The 19,077-nt window shown below is 54.5% G+C and carries 16 protein-coding genes; 4 read left to right on the forward strand and 12 right to left on the reverse strand.

Going from position 1 to position 19,077, the window contains the following annotated elements; translation table 11 throughout:
• Positions 1-283 precede the first annotated feature (283 nt).
• Entirely contained in the window at positions 284-1,072 is a 789-nt protein-coding gene (locus ACGY09_RS00835) for a PEP-CTERM sorting domain-containing protein (RefSeq protein WP_397570117.1), read from the reverse strand.
• Positions 1,073-1,462: 390 nt separating this feature from the next.
• Here ACGY09_RS00835 and ACGY09_RS00840 point away from each other — a divergent pair, with 390 nt between their 5' ends.
• Positions 1,463-2,713 (forward strand): IS4 family transposase, encoded by a 1,251-nt coding sequence (locus ACGY09_RS00840; protein ID WP_397570118.1) that lies wholly within the window; start codon positions 1,463-1,465, stop codon positions 2,711-2,713.
• A gap of 221 nt (positions 2,714-2,934) precedes the next feature.
• Positions 2,935-3,258, forward strand: a complete 324-nt coding sequence (locus tag ACGY09_RS00845) for an ISAs1 family transposase (protein ID WP_397570119.1) — start codon at positions 2,935-2,937, stop codon at positions 3,256-3,258.
• An 85-nt stretch (positions 3,259-3,343) separates the two neighbouring features.
• On the opposite strand, the gene ACGY09_RS00850 is transcribed toward ACGY09_RS00845, so the two are convergent.
• Together ACGY09_RS00850 and ACGY09_RS00855 are read right to left on the reverse strand one after the other, a co-directional pair.
• The gene (locus tag ACGY09_RS00850) at positions 3,344-3,859 is read right to left on the reverse strand and encodes a hypothetical protein (RefSeq protein WP_397570120.1); all 516 of its coding nucleotides are present in this window, start codon (positions 3,857-3,859) and stop codon (positions 3,344-3,346) included.
• Between the two features lie 5 nt (positions 3,860-3,864).
• Positions 3,865-4,803, reverse strand: a complete 939-nt coding sequence (locus ACGY09_RS00855) for a polymorphic toxin type 43 domain-containing protein (RefSeq protein ID WP_397570121.1) — start codon at positions 4,801-4,803, stop codon at positions 3,865-3,867.
• A 189-nt stretch (positions 4,804-4,992) separates the two neighbouring features.
• Between ACGY09_RS00855 and ACGY09_RS00860 the strand changes: the two genes are divergently transcribed.
• Positions 4,993-6,384 carry a hypothetical protein gene (locus ACGY09_RS00860; RefSeq protein ID WP_397568103.1) on the forward strand — a complete coding sequence of 464 codons (1,392 nt, stop codon included), beginning with the start codon at positions 4,993-4,995 and terminating at the stop codon, positions 6,382-6,384.
• A 3-nt stretch (positions 6,385-6,387) separates the two neighbouring features.
• Here the strand turns inward: ACGY09_RS00860 and ACGY09_RS00865 are convergent, their stop codons facing one another.
• The 6 genes from ACGY09_RS00865 to ACGY09_RS00890 form a co-directional block, all read right to left on the reverse strand.
• Positions 6,388-6,960: an RHS repeat-associated core domain-containing protein gene (locus ACGY09_RS00865; protein ID WP_397570122.1), complete on the reverse strand. Its 573-nt coding sequence runs from the start codon at positions 6,958-6,960 to the stop codon at positions 6,388-6,390.
• Between the two features lie 125 nt (positions 6,961-7,085).
• The gene (locus ACGY09_RS00870) at positions 7,086-7,463 is read right to left on the reverse strand and encodes a DUF6678 family protein (protein WP_397570123.1); all 378 of its coding nucleotides are present in this window, start codon (positions 7,461-7,463) and stop codon (positions 7,086-7,088) included.
• Between the two features lie 1,212 nt (positions 7,464-8,675).
• On the reverse strand, positions 8,676-9,119 hold the full coding sequence (locus ACGY09_RS00875) for a hypothetical protein (protein ID WP_397570124.1): 444 nt from the start codon (positions 9,117-9,119) through the stop codon (positions 8,676-8,678).
• Positions 9,120-10,275: 1,156 nt separating this feature from the next.
• Positions 10,276-10,770, reverse strand: a complete 495-nt coding sequence (locus tag ACGY09_RS00880; protein ID WP_397570125.1) for a glycosyltransferase — start codon at positions 10,768-10,770, stop codon at positions 10,276-10,278.
• Entirely contained in the window at positions 10,767-11,195 is a 429-nt protein-coding gene (locus ACGY09_RS00885; protein WP_375314912.1) for a UDP-N-acetylglucosamine--LPS N-acetylglucosamine transferase, read from the reverse strand. Before ACGY09_RS00885 ends, ACGY09_RS00880 begins: the two co-directional genes overlap by 4 nt.
• Positions 11,196-11,987: 792 nt before the next feature.
• Entirely contained in the window at positions 11,988-12,113 is a 126-nt protein-coding gene (locus ACGY09_RS00890; protein WP_373651953.1) for a hypothetical protein, read from the reverse strand.
• 550 nt (positions 12,114-12,663) lie between these two features.
• Here ACGY09_RS00890 and ACGY09_RS00895 point away from each other — a divergent pair.
• Entirely contained in the window at positions 12,664-13,179 is a 516-nt protein-coding gene (locus ACGY09_RS00895) for a PEP-CTERM sorting domain-containing protein (RefSeq protein WP_373651952.1), read from the forward strand.
• A gap of 335 nt (positions 13,180-13,514) precedes the next feature.
• On the opposite strand, the gene ACGY09_RS00900 is transcribed toward ACGY09_RS00895, so the two are convergent.
• From ACGY09_RS00900 to ACGY09_RS00910, 3 genes are all read right to left on the reverse strand, one after another.
• The gene (locus ACGY09_RS00900; protein WP_373651950.1) at positions 13,515-14,468 is read right to left on the reverse strand and encodes an ROK family protein; all 954 of its coding nucleotides are present in this window, start codon (positions 14,466-14,468) and stop codon (positions 13,515-13,517) included.
• Positions 14,469-14,793: 325 nt separating this feature from the next.
• Positions 14,794-15,891: a hypothetical protein gene (locus ACGY09_RS00905; protein WP_397570126.1), complete on the reverse strand. Its 1,098-nt coding sequence runs from the start codon at positions 15,889-15,891 to the stop codon at positions 14,794-14,796.
• 362 nt (positions 15,892-16,253) lie between these two features.
• Positions 16,254-18,770: an ATP-dependent Clp protease ATP-binding subunit gene (locus ACGY09_RS00910; protein ID WP_373651948.1), complete on the reverse strand. Its 2,517-nt coding sequence runs from the start codon at positions 18,768-18,770 to the stop codon at positions 16,254-16,256.
• Positions 18,771-19,077: the final 307 nt, after the last annotated feature.

Consider the following 19,077-nt stretch of genomic DNA (forward strand, 5'->3'; position numbering starts at 1 on the left):
GTGTTGAGCAGATGTGGTACGCATCGGGTTCATCGATTGCCACTCCCGTTACTCGTGGCGAGGGTGGTCAGTGTTTCGCTTCACTTCTGCGATCGATCGTGGGCAAACAAACTAGGTGAGCCAAAATGCCAGTGCATGACTTCTTTTGCGAGTCGGGGCGGCATGCGGGCCGGTCGAGTTGGCTCCCCCCGCTTGTCCGGTCGTCTTTTTCTCTTATCCGTTCAAACGGACAAAGCCGCATAGTTCGAGCTGCTTTTGTGGCTGCGATCAGTTCGCGTCTCGATTAGTCTGCGAGCCGACGTTTGCGGCTGGAACTGAATGCCAATCCGATCCCGCCGAGAACAGCAAGCGCGAACGATGAAGGCTCCGGGACCGAGTAGACCAGCACGTCTGAAATTGCGTACATTTGGTACTGCTGCGAGTTGATGTGAACGCTTGGAATACCACCCGCCTCAACCCAGTCGTAACTGATTGGACCCGCACCCGGAACTCGACCAACTTCAGTGACCGCTCCGCCGAAGTAGTTGTTCGGCCCATGATTGGTGGAACCCAATCCGAACTTCCCATTGATGGTTTCATAAGTCACTCCGTTGCCTGCAGTGCCTGTCCAGACCGTCACACCACTGAAGACAGTTCCATCAATCCCCGCAGTTGGTTGAGCGAGCAAATCGCAAGACCATAGACCGTGGTTCCCAAGACCTCGAATTGTGGAATTCGCCACTTTTGTTCCATCGACCATGTACACGCCAGCTGAGGACTCGCCAATATGCTGATAAGCATTGACGGTGTCCGTCGAACCCACCACTGACCAATGAACCAAACTTCCGTTGTACGTCGCACTGTTGGCCTGGGAATTCACGAAGTCGTCATAGTCCGCAACATGCGTTGACGTCGCGTCGGTCGTTCCAGCGGTCACAAAGATGATCCGAAAAGCGTCACCGTATTTCAGACCCGATGGAGCCGAGATCGTCCCAGCGTGCACAGGACCGCAAGCGGCCCCAAGCAGAAATGCCGCAACGATCACGGACATGCTTTGATGAACAACGAAGACTGCGAGTTTTGATGGATTCATTGATGTCGCTGCGCTTTCGGAACGATTTGCCTTCGAATAGTTCACGAATCAAAGCGGCCCAAACTTTGATCGGAACGAAACCTATCCCAAAAAACAAACATCTCAATTCGTTGACCTGTGCAATATCGACATTATGGACATCCCAAGCAAATCTCAACCGAATTCTCGGTTTTCAACCATCCTGACGAATGTCGCTGTGAAAGCGGTGTCATCGATTCGTCTGCGGATCAGTCAGCCACGAGAAAAGGGCCACGAGAAAAGGGCCACGGGGACACTGCCAATACTGTTCGGCACGCCATTTGCGCATGGCCAAGATACTGATTGCAAGATGCCAGCGGGGCATTTTTGCTCGTCATTTGGTCAGTTTATCTGCCATGTCAGCGTGCCCGGATGCCAAAAGAGCAAGCTCCCGACTCGAATGACGAACCAGCGCCCAAGATCTCGGTCAAGAATATTCATGGTCTGAAATACTTTCGGGTGCTGAGGCCCTTCCTGAAGCGTTTACATGCGGTTGGAACCGCACGGGATACAGCGGGAAATCGACAGCTGCACATGGACCAGTATTGCACGCTGGTGCTGCTCTGGTTCTATTCTCCCATCGTCGACTCGCTGCGTGGCCTGCAGCAGGTTTCGCAACTGAAGAAGATCCAGCAGAGACTCAAGATCCCTCGAACGTCATTGGGCTCCCTCTCCGAGTCGGTGAAGCTCTTTGATCCTGAACCGCTCAAAAAGATTGCTCGCGAGCTGGCTGACCAGTTGCCCGACGCGCCAGCCCCGGAGCGCTTCCGAGGGCTGGGTAAGACCCTGGTCGCTGTGGATGGTTCAGTGATTCCCACCTTGGCACGGATCGCCCGACTCGCCTGGATCACCAACTGTTCCGAGAAGCCAACGTGCGGCTATCGCCTGCATACACATTTTGAAATCCTGCGTGGTCTTCCGAAGCGGATTGAGGCCACATCAGCCAACCCGAAGGGAGATGCGGACGAACGAAAAGTTTTGGAGAGGACAATCGAACCAGACCACTGCTATGTTATCGATCGTGGTTACATGACGTTCGGACTCTGGAATAAGATCCATGACGCTGGAAGCAGTTATGTCTGTCGAGTCCGTGACAGGCTGGCGTATGAGACCATTGAGGAACGGCCGCTCACGCCCGAAGCGACCGCAGCAGGAGTTCAGGCTGACCAAGTCATCAAATTGCGACACAAGAAGACACGAACCAACCATACCTTGAGGCTGATCTCCGTCCGCTGCTCCACTCACACCAGCCGCGGTCGACGCCGGGGACGCAAGTTCTCCAGTACAGCCCCCAGCAGCGATGGAACACTGAGAATTGCGACGGATCTGCTGGACGTCCCCGCAGAACTGATCGCAGAGATGTATCAGCTTCGCTGGACGATCGAACTCTTCTTCCGCATGTTCAAGCACCTGCTGGGCTGCCGCCACCTGCTGAGTACCCGACAGCAAGGTGTCGAGATTCAGGTCTATTCCGCACTCATCGCCTGCCTCTTGATCCTGCTTTATACCGGACGCATACCGACCAAGCGGACGTTTGAGCTGTTGTGCTTTTACCTGATCGGCTGGGTCGACTTCGATGAGATCCAAGGCCACATCGATAAGCTCAAGACCGCGTCTTCCTGAAGTGAGTCTTTGATAAGAGATCCGTTCCGCGTGAACTACTTTCCGCGATGACAACGGGTGCGCGCCTATATAAACATCATAAGCGACAACCACTAAATACTAGCCTCACGTCGCGCCGAACTCCTTGTCTCGCGGGATTGACCGGGCGTGAACAGCGACAGAAAGAACGAACCCAAAAAACAGACGAGCCGTATCAAATCTCGTGCCGAACGGTATTGGCTGTGTCCCCCAGTACCTTCCAGGAAACCGTCGACATCCGGTATTTTATCAGTAGCCTCCCCTTGGGAGTGAAGTGCTTTGCCAAGGCCGTTCGCAGTCATTGGTCGATTGAAAACAGTTGCCACTGGACCTTGGATGTCACGTATCGAGAAGACGAGTCCCGCATCCGAGAAAAGCAACTTCGGGAGAACATGGCGTGGCTCAACCGACATACTCTTTCGCTGCTCAAGCAACAGCAAAACAAGAAAAGCGTCGCCATGAACCGCAGAAGATGTGGCTGGGATGATAACGTGATGCTCAAAACACTAATGGGAATCAAGAGTTAGTACGCGCTGGCCCTGGGCGATGAGCCGTGTCTTTGTCTTATGGGAATCGGCCCAAGATTCACCCAAGAGAAAACGGTGCAATGAATTATCGGACGGGCTTGCCTAGCAATCTTTTTGCTTGATGACGAAGCTTCTGAGTTGGGGCTGACGTAGAAGCACTCCGAATTGCCTCGTCAACTTGTTCGTTTCGCACGCTGTCGTCAATCCGTTCTAACGCCAATGTCACCCAATACTCGGAACCACTGGTAAGCCCGGTAACGATCACGTTAGCAAGTGGAAACGTGTCGGCGAAGCTCGATGGCAAACCGATGCGAACTAAGCCATTGCGAATCGTTTGCCGAACCTCTTCCAACGGAACATCAAGGCATGGCAAGAAGGAGAGTGCATGCGGTCCATTTGCTACTTCAACAGTCGCACCGCCGCCTCGGACCCACTCCCCTTCATCCGACAATCCAATGTGAAGCTTTGTTCGACCAACGTCAGCAACCGGAATCCAACGAATTGACGTGTCTTCTTTTCCGCTCATTGGACCACGTTGCCATGCGCGTTCGTCCTGCGCCACAATGTTCTGGAGTGTTTCTGCTGGAATTGAGTGAGTCATGAGAATCATCCTCCCCACGGGGTATGCGTAATATCTACCCCGTTTTGCTTCATGAATTCCACGAATTGTGCCCTGATTGCAGGCGTCCAAAGTTTACCGCCGTAGTGACCACTCCATTCGTCAGTAATCAACTTGCCGTTCTCAAAGCGAATTCGGCCCCCCGGTGCCGATTCTGGAAAACCGGGAATACCACTATGACCCAATGGATTATTTCCCATCACAAAGCGACCAGATTCAGGATCATACCGAAAATCTACTGGCTTCTTTCCCTGAAAGTTCTTGACAGCATTTGCCGACTTGGTGTTCCCACTGATTTCCAAGAATCCGCTCTTTGGTCCACTTCCCGCCAACTTCCCGGTGTTTGGAGCAACTTCACCACCATATTCGTTCGGTACCACATCTGGAGTGTCTTCGAAAAGCAACTCGAGTTCACTTGGCGAGATTTTTTTACCGGGCTCGATTTCAATTGTTTTTCCATTTTTCAGTTTGATCCGCACTCCATCAGGCTTACCCGAAATCGGCATGAGCGCTTTGGCGCGTGCTTTTGAGAGAACCCAACCGGCCCCTTTGAGGAATGCCAAATATGTGATTATATCAAAAGCTGCTCCTAATTGGCTTGCTGGCTTGTTCAGAACGGGTTCGTGCCCGGTGGCTACTACAATTGTTTTTTCAGAAACGAAATGCACCAGATTCAATGTCCGCCAGGAGTCATAAGTCTCCTCAATCAACTCTTTAATTGGTGTGAATCGCACGGCCAAGCGCAGTTTGGCAGCAGCGTAGTTGATCTCTGCGAGTCGGCGCTTGTACGCGTCAACCGGATTGGATGTACCGAACCTTTCCTCGGCACTTTCGAAATTTAAACTGGTGAGAGTCCATCTGAATTTGGATCCGAGGATATTCTGTATCTCCCCATAACTTAAATCCAGGCGCGCAATTTCGTCCATGGTCAGTTTTCCATCACTGGCCGCTTTAAGCAAAGTTATCGGTTTGTACCCTAATTTCTTAATTCGATTGCGAACGGGCGGATTCTGAAATTGTCGGGAATTGTTCGACAAGAAATTGGGGTATGAGAAAGTCCGTGAATCGCTGTAAAGAGCGTTTACCACAACGTTTTTTCAGGGAGCGATTCACGGATGAACGCAGAATATCAACGACTGGAAGCGGAGGCGAGTGTCGTCGAAGCAGAACTGCGGGATTGGGGGATGACTGTCGATCTCCGCTCCGCTGCCGACGTGACGAAGTATGAGCAGCAGTACGCCGCCCTGGGCAGAAAGTTGGCATCGCTCCGCCTGGGTCTTCACTTAATTCGGGCAACTCACTCTTGCGAGCTGCGATTGAAGGAACGGCAGTTTATCAAGTCACTTCCAAGGACCTACCATTCTCAGGGAATACGCCAGAAGAAAGTTCATCTTCCAGGTGACGTCGCCGTAACACTCATGGTGACGTATTACCACCGTTGCCAATCGGGTGGGAACAGTCGTCGGGGTTTGTTTCCGATGCTGATGCTGCTGGGGATTGCCGGTCATTACACCCCACAAATCCGCACGCGGATGGCGAAAGCCGCGGCACTGCTGGGATCCTATGATGAGGCGGTGACGATGCTCGCCGAAGAAGGGATCAGCATCTCCGTCAACCAACTGCGAACGGTGACTGCGGGAATGGGCCAATTACTTCGGCGAATGACCGACCTCGGTTCAATGACCGCGACGGGAACAGTGTCGGGCCGACGGATTGTGGTGTCGATGGATGGGGGGCGTGTCCGTTTGCGGGAGCGACGTCGAGGCAAAACGAAGAAGGGGCGCAAGCGATTCTCACCGAAATGGCGTGAACCACGACTCTTCATCATCTATGCCGTGGATGAAGAGGGCCGGATGGCGAGCGACTTCGCCCCCGTCATTGACGGCACCATGGGTTCGTGTGACCAACTGTTCGCATTACTGCTGGCCTACCTGCGGGGGCTCGACTTGACGGAAGCCGCTCGCATCCTCTTCGTGGCGGATGGCGCCACTTGGATCTGGCGGCGGATCCCCAAGCTGATCAAGTCGCTGGGACTCCTTGAGGAAAAGGTCCAGCAATTGATCGACTTCTGGCACGCGATGGAATATCTGGGCAAGATTGCCGAAAGTAAGTCGCTCACGGGAAGTCGCAAGTCGCGCTGGCTGACGACTCAAAAGAAACGCCTCTGGCGGGGAGAGATCGGGGCAGTGGTCGATGAGATTCGATCGCTACTGGGCTCACACAGGACGAAAGACCAGAAGACCTGGTTGAACTATTTCATCACGAACGGACTGACCAATCGTCGCATGGACTATTCTCATGCGCGCGATCACCAGCTGCCGATCGGCAGTGGTGCCATCGAGAGCGCCGTTCGTCGCGTCATCAACCTGCGTGTCAAAAGCAATGCCGTCTACTGGCTACGGGAGAACGCGGAAACGATCATCCGAATCCGAGCATGGATCAAAGCGGGGAGAGCAGAAGAACTCTTCCATCAAACAACTTGCGTCACGCCCGAACTCGCTGCCTGATGCCTACGATTTTGAAATCCGCCCATTGCGAACAACCTCACTGTATAGCTCAATAAATGGCTTATTCGCTGGCAGAGTAGCATCGGTCGGCGGCTGCAACCCGTTCGGATCAGTCCTGACGATCGGATTATTACCAACATACCGATAGAAATTACCGTCACCGCTATTAAATCCGATCGGATCTTCCGTGGTGAAGCGACCCGTTCCCGTATCGTAGTGGCGGCGGCCGAGGTTGAGTTCCGACGCTTCCTGATCGCGGTAGTACCCTTCCCGTCCGACCCACTGGTAAGGGTTGGTTGTCGTGCCTGAGGAGGCCGCGATGTCACCGAACGCGCGGTAGGTGTAGCTGTCGCTGACGGTCTGCGTCGAGGTTGTCAGCGCCGCCGCACTCCCCAGGACATCGAAGTGATAGAACGTACTCTGACCACTCCGCTGCTGACTGACCAGGTTTCCGTACGGTTGAGGTTGGGGGACCGGTACCGTCGCAGGTTGCGGCGACGTCTGCGGCGGGGTCGGGTCCTGCTGTGCCGCTGTCGATCTCGGTTCCACTCCGACCGGCGCAAACGAATCCGGCAACGGGGCGAGCGCGTGAAAAGTGTCTGTGTCCCCGTGGGCGCTATTCCCCGTGTCGCAACCGGGAAACCAAATCTGGCGGAAATCAACCGTTTGCTACTGATTGCGGTAGGTAGTGGAGAAGTGATTTAGATGTAACTGATTGGTGTGCCGCAGTGTATGAATCCATAGACGCGGAATCCACAGTCTGTGCGATACCCAGGCAGATGAATTTGTCGGAGAAGCTTTAGAACGGCACTGTCCTGAGCGGGTGAGGTAATCTGAATTTCGACCCATTCAATCGAATCGTAGCCGCCAGTTCGAAAGTGATAAAACCAATCACCATCCCAAGGGCACAAGTATCCCGACAAATCCTTGACGCGCCAAAGCGGAGACAAATCATCAAGATCGTACATCGCCAGCCGAAGCTCATTCCATTTCGTGTCATTCGTCGCTGGGGCCATACTTGATAATACTGCATATTGCAAATCCACAGCAATTTGACAGTTCTGCGATCGACGCGACATGATCCATCGCTGGCAGCGTGCTTCTTTCCTTTTTCCACGGAACCTACTCCTCCTCGAGATTCGTCTTAAACTATCCCACGAATCGAATCGACGATACGTCCAAGGCTTTTAAAGAACAATCAAAAGCGGAGGCAATTGCATTCATTTGACCGCGACGAGGGAGTAGCCCAAGGCGTTGAGTGATGTTCCAGCAGACAATTGATCGCGTTGTCCCCGCCGCCGCTGCCGATCCGCAGCATGTCCCGTCATATCGACCCGGAGGTCGTGCAGGTGGCACAAGTGCCCGAAGTGCGGGCCGTGTTTTAGGACGTTGAGCGGGAGTTGATTCCGTCGGTAGGAGTTGGCCTGGTGAGGCCTAAGCAGGCTCCTTTGATGCAGTGAGGGATGCTGGCTGCTTTCGTTGGCGGGGCTTGCTGAGCAGGAAGTAGGCGGAAAGCAACGTGAGTGGGATTACGATAGACCAGTACGGCGCTACTAAAACACAGAGCGAATCGCAATCACTCTCAGCCGTAATAATAGTGAACCCGCAAAAATCCCGGTCGACTTGGTTCTCAAAACCTCTCACAGCATATGTCAAAGGGAACATGTTTCCGAGCTGCGAAAGTGGCGTGGAATCAAAGAAGAAATCTAGATCATCTGTTCTGTCGAGTTCAACTGTTCTCTCAAAAATGAGAGTCCCTTCAGTCGAGTAAACATCCCACAATTGCGTCGCCCGACGCACCCAAAGCTCGTCGCGGATGACTAGGCTTCTCATCCACCCACCACTGGAGATGCAGCACAGTACCAGGGTCGCAATCCCGATCTTCCGTTTCCAGCCAGTGAAGTACCCCAACACAATTTCGCTCCCTCTGGCATAGCTGGACTGAAACTCGCCTGCAGTGTCACCGGTCAGGATCTCCACGGCAAGCTTGTTAAGAGACTCTGTCTGTGTTGAATTGCTGCGCGAATGGTGTTTTCGTGCAGTGCTCCCGTGTCATGACTCAAAGGGTGAGCCATGTTCAGACCACGAGTTGCTTTCTCCGTCGCGATCTACCTCACTGCCCTGGTGTGGATTCACGCAAACGGGGGACGGGGACAGTGCATGTTTGCTGTGCATGCTGTGCAAAGACCATCTCTCGCTGTGAACGGTTTCCACGGACCCTCATCGCCCCTTTTTTGGGCAGGCAGTCTGGCGAATTCGTGGCGACGCGCGGTGTCAGGGAGGCTCGCAGCTCAAATCTGTCGGCTGTGACCTGATTCGGTTGGAGAGCGGTCAGACGACGTTGCGGAAATTGTAGCGCGCTGAGGCGGGGTGGTGGGCTTTGACCGCTGCGGCTGGCTGAACAGGAGACGCGAGATGATCAGCGACAAAATGACAGCGCCGCTGAATGTCATTGGGTAAACGCTTGCACGGTAGATCTCGCCAACGAAACCCGGCAAGAAAAGGACCGCAAAATACAGAGTGATAGTCCCGAGTTGTCGGCGGCATCCGTTGAAGAATTTATGACAAATCAGCCACAGTGAAATCAGCGCGAAAATGTTAGCAAGATTCGTTGAGACAATCTTTTGCCGACTATCCGATGCCGTGAAAGCATCCACTTCCAGCACCACTGTAAAGAGCAGCGTCACAATGCCAACCTTAGGTTTCCACCCATGTAAAAAACCTCGCATAATCACGTTCCAGTACCTGATGGGCCCACGTCGATCTCAGTGCGCGGGTGGGAAATCGCGTTTACGGCCAGGGTACTTGACAGCCTGCTGTAAAATGCGCGTCGTAACTGGATCATCGGCTTCAGTTTCATATTGCGAGGACATTGTCACCAATCGGTGCAGAATGCTAGAAAGAAAGGCTAGTTATACGGCGTATCGCTTATGATCGCTGCAGAGAGTGACTCGCGACGAAGGGAATACCCCCGAATCGACGTTCCCGATGAAGCCCCCCGACGAAGACTGACGCTCAGAGTGCTCTGCGCCCTGCACCAGTACCAGCATGAGCCAATCCTCAGTTATCGAACCAGAAAATAATTCGATCCACGTTCAGGGTTTTGAGTTTGTCCAAGTCGTCGAAGAACACTTGACCCAGAAATTCCCGGTACGAGGGAGTTTCACTGAGCTCTGGACTCCATTCGAACCTGGTGACGGATCCTGGAGCATTTCGCCGATCCTCAACTCTCGCGTCATAGGAGAACCCCAGCAAGTCGCTCACTTCGATCCATGAGGCTGAATGAGCGACGTCTGACATCCTCTCAAATTCGTCTACCACTTCGCTGCAAGCGTCCCCTGGTAATCCCCTTTGTTCGCAGATGGGCCTGATGTTGGAGAGATTGGGGACGTCCGCGAGAAATCCAAATACTCCGTAAGAGCAGTCTCGGAAGGGCTCGAAGCCTCTAACCACTTCCCATCCGTTCGGCGTCCGTCGTTCCGCGTAGCTCGAAATGTCACAACTCATGAGACCCTTCACCTCATTCCGGAATCGATCGCGTCGCCCTCATTGAAAATTATCCGTACGTTCAATCGTCGTTCGTGAAAAAGTCAACCGAGAATGGTAGTGGCAAGTTTCAAAACTATTTGTCTTGTATTACAAAAGTCGAACATCGTTAAATAGACATTCAATTTGCTGAAACGCTTCCAGGAATCCATGCGAGAAAATCCAAGTCTCACCCAAATCGCTCGTTCGACACCACTTGTACGAACTCGGCCCCTGATCCTGCCAGGTAGGAGTCGGAGTGCAGTCGACAACGCGGCGGCAGGAACTCGTACTTACTTCCGGAAGTCGAAGTGGTGAATGCGGACGCCTGCATCGCTGTCTCCGAGAGCCGTTCGAACATTGGCTTCAGGAGACGAACTCTCGGATGAACTGCATGAGCCCGGGGTCTGGCTGATAGTTGATTGCATCGCGGGGATCGTGTTTTCTGGCGAAAGTCGAGGTCAGGGTCTGGTCCAGAACTTTGGGCAGGTCCTCGTCTGTCTCGGCAACGATGATTTGTTGCGAGCGTCGAAAGTGGCGCACGGTGGCGAGTTGATGATCGTTTCGTTGCTCGCCCAGGTTGGCTCGCTTGGGCATGATGATGATTGGCTTAAGAAGTTCGAGTGCCGTGATGATCGTCCCCATCCCTGCGTGGGACACGATCAATCGCGATTCCTGAAAGATTTCTCGATACCTACCGGGTGTGAGAAATCGAACAGCCTCACAGTTCGCAGGCGCGTAGCTACCGGTCCCAATCTGGGCAAAGACCTTTTCCTTCGGCGAAGTCTCGGCAATCCACTGGTCCACCCCCTTGATCAGACGGTCAAACGGATCCAGACTGCCAACAGTCACAAAGATCATATCACGGCACCTTTGTAGTCAGCGCCGTCCGGTGATGCGAGATGACTCCACTGCGTCAGAGTGACATCCGCATGTTTCGACGCGAGTTGCCCAGAGAGCGAGAGTTCTTCCGCGTTGGCAATGCTGTCGATCCAGAGCGTCTTCGCACCGAGGAGCTTGCCCAGGCGAATCGCAACGTAGCCGGGGGCAGCCCCCGTCGTGATGATCGCGTAGGGCCGGTGCCGCAGCAGAATCCAAAGGATCTGTGCGCTCAAACAGAGCAGCCGCAGTTTCTGGTTTCGAGTCGCCTCACAGACAACGACGAATTTTTCCCCTGCGACCATGCTGTGATAGGAAGGGTCCGTGGTGACAAACGTCACATCAGATTCAGAGAGCGCCGGGCGCAGACGTAAAAGCTGAATCCAGTGTCCACCTCGAGAGGCCACTGCGAGGACTTTTCTTCGTTTCCCATTAGATGGTAGTGAGGAGGGGAGCCCCTCCGTCCGATGCGACTGTGCGACGTCCGGGCGATTCGCACTTTGCTCATATTCACTCACACGCAGTCCTCTCGCCCACCTGATCAGAAAAGTGGTCACTGGCTTCCCGATTTGTGATGCGTTTGTACCGAGTTCCACCTGAGCGGGGAGATGGTGCGGTGCAGACTGAAAAGCGAACCGAAAACATTTTTTGAGTTTTACTCCCTGCACCTCTGGTCCCCGCAACGAGACTTAGGCCAGTATTGGGTTTGATTTCAATCCGGCTGAAGCATTCGTCATCTGCAAAGTTTTACATTGCCGATCGATTCACGTGCCGATGGCGATGTGACGACCTAAGTGCCGGCTGCTGAAGGCAGCGCCTTGTTGCCAATAGAAACTCTCGGCACGATCTTCGCAACACTGCTGCGGACTCGCCAGCGAAATCTCCGCACGCCCATTCGGGGAACCGTACCGGATATTGTTTCAGCCCTCTTCGCACCTGTGGCGTCATCGACACGTACCGTCGCGTTACGTCCGACGTCCGCCACTTTTCCTCAGGACTCCTTGTCAGACAAGAGAGTTCGTAACGGCCGCTCCCACGGTCATGCTGAGGACCGCGGCGTCATCCGTCACAAATCTGAAATCCGCGCGAGGATGTCTGCACATTGCTCGACGGCGGGGTCCTGAGTTGCACTTGTGAAACGGGACCAATCAATCGGATTTCGTTGTCGGAAGAATCAAAACCGATCAAGGCGACCGGGACTACTCACTTCGCTTGGAGTAGCGGCCAAGTGGCACGGGACTGTGACGGAACGTCTGGATTCTGATCAGGGGCTTGAAGGCATCTGTATCTGTCAGGATTTTCCATGTCAGGAAGTTCGTCAGCATTCTGCTTTCTGAGGCCTTTGGCATTCCTTGGAATATTGAAGCGGTGATTCGCGTTCTCTGGTGCAAGTTCAACTTGCGACGAATGCTGGTGTGATTGCGAATGGTGGACTGTCAGTGCCCAGCGGCACGCGGCATGAGTCCTTTCGAAGTCCGGTGTCAGGCAATTCGGAATGGTTGTGAGTCGCTCACGTAGGTTAAGGAATTGTTATCTAATGCAGCTTTAGCCGTGCTGTTGACAGGTCGCTAATCCTGCGCAGCGAAGCTGTCTTGTGCGTGGTCACCATTCCCATGCGTTATTAAACGTATTCGATCACACGGCGGGTGGATTCCCTGATTCGGAATGGCAGAAATATTACAACATAAGTAGATTTCCTGAGCGTGCTAACACCCTCGGTCTCACGTGCGACACCAGGTAAGTAGTCTGCTTTCACCTCTCTCGACAACTGTGTTGTCATTCTCAGTTCCCTCCCCGTCAACTATGTCTAAAGGGCTCATTCGAATGGAAGTGAATCTTTTCGGAAGGATCTCCGCTGCCTTGAGAATCGCTGCAATGATGTGCGTCTCATGCGCCTCCGCGCAAGCGGCTCTCATCTCGGGGCCGGTACCGGACAGTAAGACAGTCGTCTGGGCTGACCTGCGATGGGCCTATGCCTCGCCGGTCGCGGTGACAGACTATCATAACGTTAACATCCTGCTGGAGCCGTCCGACAATGGAAATGTGGGCTGGCGATATGCGACCGCCGAAGAGTGGGCGAATCGACCTGATATCTCTCTTTTTCTCGCACTACCCGGAGGCGGAAATGACGCAGTGCGGTATTGGAACACAGGCTATACGCACATTGATACGGTTGATTACACGGCTGGCAATGTCACGTCCTACCATTACGGAGATCCCGGTTTTCTAGGATTCGACATCGCGTCTGCAGATACCATTTACGTGAAGGATCTCAGTTCTCCTCCTGTTCCTGATACGGTTCCCGAACCCGGTACCTTTGCGCTTCTCGGCCTGGGGGGATTGGGGCTGGGCGTACGAGCCATCCGACAGCGTTGGTGCAGAGGACGATAAACTCGTAGCCTCGACCAGTTCGTCGGGTCGCACTTCGCGGATGGATAACGCCCTTCCGTCTGGACGCCCGCGTGTGTCTGGACTGAGGGGCGTTTGCTGATTCATGCTCGGGCTACGCAATCGGCAAGCGACCGCACAATGACGAAGGGCAACTTGGAAGAGAGTTGTGTCGGTACGGCTGGCGATGCTGAAGCAACCTGATGCTGCGGATGCCTGACCGTAGATGCAATGACTCAACTGTCGGAGCCGGTGTCACTCTGGAACCAGGCATTCTCGCGCGGAAATACAGACCCCTTCGCAGAGCCAGATGATTGCTTGAGTCCTCACCGAGAGAGTCAGTCGCCTCGAGCGAGTGCGAGCGCACCGTGAACAACGACGCTCTCCCCGAGTTCCGCTGGGAGAATGCGGTACGCCTCTCGCAGTGGCGGGAAGACATACTGCTGGACCGCAGTGCGAAGTGGTTCGAAAAAGATTTCTTCGCCGACGAGTGATACGCCTCCGCCGACCACCACAACTTCCGCAGAAACGAGCGTCAGAAGTTGTGCAATTCCCCAGCCCAGGACTTTTGTCGCCGCGGCATATTGATCCCGGGCCAGCTGATTGCCTGCGATTGCGGCTTCACCAATCGCTTTGGTTGTCAGTTTCTGGAAGTCGCCGCCGCAGCGTTCACGGAAGTCGTGGATGTCTCGTGTGGCTTCGCCTGCCTGGAGGATGGATTCGAGTCGCTTGACGGTCGCGATAGCGATTCCCGGGCCAGCGGCGAACGATTCAACGGTCTGATAAGGGGAAGTCGCGTCCAGGCCGGGTCGCAGATGGCCAATTTCAGCAGCCGCAGGACGGTATGTTCCGTAGATCTTCCGATCGAGAACGAGTCCGCCACCGATACCAGTCCCGACAGTGACATAAAAGACACTGCGGGCTCCACGGCCTGCCCCGAAGTTGGCTTCTGCAAGTGCGGCCACATCGCAATCGTTGCCGAGAATGGTCGGAACCCCCAGTTCCTGCTCGGTCCATGCACTCAGCGGAAAGTTGTCCCAGCCTGGAACCTGGTGACTGGTCTGGACGATTCCCTTTGATCCAAAAATGGGACCTCCAAAGCCGTAGGCCGCACGTTCGATCTTGTGTTCGGCGACCAGCTTTCGACCGACTGTTCGAATCTGGTCTCTGATCCCCTGCCCCCCTTTGGAGATATCGACATCGAGTCGCTCGAAGGCAACGAAGTCAGATCCGTCCCCCTGTCCAACACCCAGTTGCAGTTTCGTGCCGCCGATTTCGATACCGAGAAACATGCGAGATTCGTCCTTGACCACGTCAGTATGAACTGACGTCAGCGTGTAGAAGTGTCGTTATCTCAAGTTTGCCAGACCATCGACCACAGGCTGGCGGAATCATCAGCGAATCATGCACTGACGGATTGAATCCTGCCAGTAACGGAAGTCGATTGAAGACATGTCAGCGGGATGTGAAAACCAAAACTGGCAGCTGCTTGGTGCACCTGCCAGTCTGGAGTTATTCTCAATCGCGACAACGCAAGAGCCGGTAGACATTTCTGTCAGCAAGAGCCAAATCGCCCGAATTGCAATTTGGGCCTTGCCCGCCGGCATTCAGAGCGGATTACTGTTTGGCGACTGTCACAGGCACGGGATTGACCGACGTTTTGACTGACGGCTTTACCGACTTCGCGACGGAAGTGGCACCCTGCTTTGTCCGGATCTGCAGTCGGACCTTGGGGGTCACGGCCTTAGCAGTGATGCGAGTTTCCATGTTCAGTGCCTGGGGTTCTGTTTCTTTGACCTGAGTTGTTCCGTCCGCTTCAGTCGCAGGCTTTTCGTTCGTGGGGGGAACATCCAGGCTTGGCTTGAATCGTTCTTCGGGTTCCTGATCGTCTGCGGGAGCGGGTGATCGCTTTACTGGAGGAGGATACTTGCTGGGATCCGAGTCCGAGTCCGAACCGAACGTCGACTGCTTCCGCCGCGCTTTCACTTCTTCTTCCTCGCGAGCATCCCGGTTTGAGTTCGGGGTGTTCGGTGAATAGTCCTGATGCTGACGTCGGAAATAGCGCTCATCGTAACGCTGTCGCTGGTCGAGTTCGTCGAGTCGTCGCTCGAGTTCGTAGATTTTGGAACGATCGTCACGGCCGGAATTGTTGGGATCTGGTTCGGGAACCGGACCCGTCGTGCTGGTGGAACCGTATCCGGCAGTGGTCGATCCCGATCCAACGTTGCAGTTTGAGCAACCCACTCCACAGTTGCCACTGGAACAATTGCCACCGGAGCAGGAGCTACAGCCTGTGCTTCCATAGTACGAAGGCCCGTACCCATAGGCGGCCCCATACGTTGACGATGGAACATAACTTGTGGACTGGTTGCAGGCACAGCCTGAATCCAGTGAGCGATAGCCTGCTGTGGTCACGCCCGAGTAAGAATAGGCCGGCGCATACGACGTGTACATCGGTTCGGCAACAGACCCGTAACTTCCATCGATGGGGGCGTAAGCCACCGTCATGGGAGTGTAAGAGGCCTGGTAGGCAGAATAGGGAGCGTAACCGACGGCCGCGGGAGCATAGGTGCTATTTGCGCGGATACTGCCCACAGGGCCAAAAATGGCATCATACATCCAGGGGATGACCCCTGCCTGACTCTCGACGGGAGATGCCAGGGAAAACCCCACAACTGACGCGAACACGATTGCAAGCTTCGCTGCGCGTGCCATGATGACTTACACCTTCACTCTGAACGACTCAGTCAGACAGTCGTCTGCGCCGCATTCTCCCTGACGCCGACTGTCATTCAGGCGACTCCGTCGCACTTCTGAAAAACTCCGTAGACTTACCGAATTCGTTTTAACCCGGTCTGAGAGGCGATGTCAACGAGCGACATTCGGTTATCACGAGAATTACGACTCTTTCCTTTGCAAAATGCGATTTAGGGGAAATACGGCTTCAGTTTCGGGGGCGGATAGCCGACGCGAGGTCTTTTCTGACGGTGAACTGACTGCAGTGCACAAAAAAACTCAGCCCGATCGAAAGGTGATCGAGCTGAGTCGTTCAACGAGCAGCAACGCCGGGCGGAAGATCAGGTCGTCTGAGCTTCTGCCAGTTCGGTTGCTGGTGCATGTTCCTGTGTCGATGCTTCGAAGTCGAGTTGCTTCTGATCGCCGACTTCCTTCACCTTCACGGTGATGGTGTTGAAGCCTTCAAACGATCCCTGCAACAGGTTTTCCGAAAGCGGATCCTCGATATAGGTCTCGACTGCCCGGCGGAGCGGACGAGCACCATATTCAGTCGCATTTCCCTTGGAGATAATGAACTGCTTTGCTTCTTCGGTCAGAACCAGGGTCAGACCCTTTTCTGCAAGGCGTTCACGGACCTTGGCAAGTTCGATCACGACGATCTGCTTCAGGTTTTCTTCGGTCAGCGACCGGAAGACAACGACTTCGTCCAGACGACCAAGAAACTCTGGCTTGAACTCGCGTTCGAGTTCGTGCATGAGGCGTTCCTTCATGCGATCGTAGCTTGTGTCGGTATCTTTCGGAGCAAATCCAAACTCGTTATTAACGGCGAGTGCCCCGGCATTCGTCGTCATAATGAGAATGGTGTTCTTGAAGTCGACCTTCCGACCAAAGCTGTCGGTCAGGTGACCTTCTTCCATGATCTGCAGCAGCATGTTGAAGACGTCAGGGTGAGCCTTCTCGATTTCGTCCAGCAGCACGACCGCGTACGGACGGCGTCGGATTTTTTCGGTCAACTGTCCGCCGTCTTCGAAACCGACGTATCCCGGAGGAGCACCGATCAGACGGCTGACGTTGTGCTTCTCCATGTATTCGCTCATGTCGATCTGGATCAAGGCGTCCTGATCACCGAACATGAATTCTGCGAGCGTCTTGGCGGTCAACGTTTTCCCGACCCCGGTTGGACCGGCGAACAGGAACACACCTGTGGGACGACGCGGATCTTTCAAGCCGCTGCGGCTGCGTCGGACGCACTTCGCAACCTGCTTGATGGCTTCGTTCTGGCTGACCACCCGGCGATGCAGTTCTTCTTCCATCCGCAGCAGACGGACGGCGTCTTCGCTCGACAGACGTGTCAGCGGGATTCCGGTCATCTTCGCGACGACTTCCGCGATCACTTCGGCGTCGACGACACCTTCCTTCTCTTTGGACTTTTCTCGCCAGTCTTTGTTGATCGTTTCTTTCTTCTTCTTCAGCTTATCAGCCTGGTCACGCAGAGCCGCTGCCTTTTCGAAGTCCTGATTGGCAACGGCTTCTTCTTTCGCTGCGTTCAGGCGTTCGACTTCGCCTTCAAGTTCTTTCAGATCGGGCGGACGAACCATCGATTTCAGGCGGATGCGAGCACCCGATTCGTCGATAACATCGATCGCCTTGTCTGGCAGGCACCGTGCGGTGATATACCGGGTCGACAGTTCGACGGCTTTGGCGAGTGCGTCATCGGTGATCTGTACGCGATGGTGCTGCTCATAACGATCTCGCAATCCCTTGAGGATCTCGATCGTCTGCGAAGGAGATGGGGGCTCGACAACGACGGTCTGGAACCGGCGTTCTAACGCACCGTCTTTTTCAATGTACTTGCGGAACTCGTCGAGTGTGGTGGCACCGATACACTGGATTTCGCCACGGCTGAGAGCGGGCTTCAGGACGTTGGAAGCATCAATCGCACCTTCGGCACCCCCGGCACCGACCAGCGTGTGAAGCTCGTCGATAAACAGGATGGTGTTTTTGGCTCGCTTGACTTCGTTCATCACTGCCTTGATGCGTTCTTCGAACTGACCACGGTACTTGGTACCGGCGACCATCATCGCCAGATCCAGCACCACGATTCGTTTGTCCCGCAGCAGTTCCGGAACTTCGCCGTTCACAACCATCTGGGCAAAGCCTTCGACGATTGCGGTCTTACCGACGCCGGCTTCCCCCAGCAGGACGGGGTTGTTTTTCTGACGGCGGCAGAGAATCTGGATGACGCGTTCGATTTCGTTGGAACGACCGATGACGGGATCGAGCTTCGACTGGCGGGCCAGTTCGGTCAGATCACGGCCGAAGCTGTCGAGTGCGGGGGTCTTGCTTTTGGGGGTCTTGCCCGCAGGGCCTGCCTGGCCGGCACCAGCGCGTTCGGAAGAGCCTTCCGCGCCACCGTCGACACCGTGTCCCAGCAGGTTGAGGACTTCTTCCCGGACGTCCTCAAGCTTCAGACCGAGGTTCATCAGGACTTGTGCAGCGACACCTTCCTGTTCACGGATCAGGCCCAGCAGAAGGTGCTCGGTACCGACGTAATTGTGGTTGAGATTTCGCGCCTCTTCCATTGCATACTCGACAACCTTTTTTGCTCGAGGCGTCTGCGGAAGTTTGCCCATCGTGACCATGTCGGGCCCCGACTGGACGATCTTCTCAACTTCCAGACGAATCTTGCGCAAGTCAACTTCGAGGTTCTTCAGGACGTTCGCGGCAACGCCGGAACCTTCCTTCACCAGCCCGAGAAGAATGTGCTCGGTACCGATGTACTCGTGGTTGAAACGCTGGGCTTCCTGATTGGCGAGTTGCATAACTTTTCGGGCGCGATCAGTAAATCGCTCGTACATTCCATAGCCTCCAAGGTTATGAGGGACAGGACAACCTGCCATAACTCGATGTGAAACGCTTGAACCAATACGACCTGATTTGTCGAGGACAATCCCTCACACTCAAACATCGACCCAACGTCGCCATGCTTTCGCTAGATTGATTCCGCAAACCGTAGATGTGCGCTTCGCCGTAACTGCCGTCTCCGATAACGCTCCAGAACATTCCAGGTCACCGCGAATTCTAGTAGCGTGTCTTCACATGGGCAAGGAGAACCGCTTGTGTCGAGTCCCCCATTCCGATGTCTCCATTCGTCAAACCGAACTG

The sequence above is a fragment of the Schlesneria sphaerica genome, assembly GCF_044336245.1.
GTDB lineage: Bacteria > Planctomycetota > Planctomycetia > Planctomycetales > Planctomycetaceae > Schlesneria > Schlesneria sphaerica.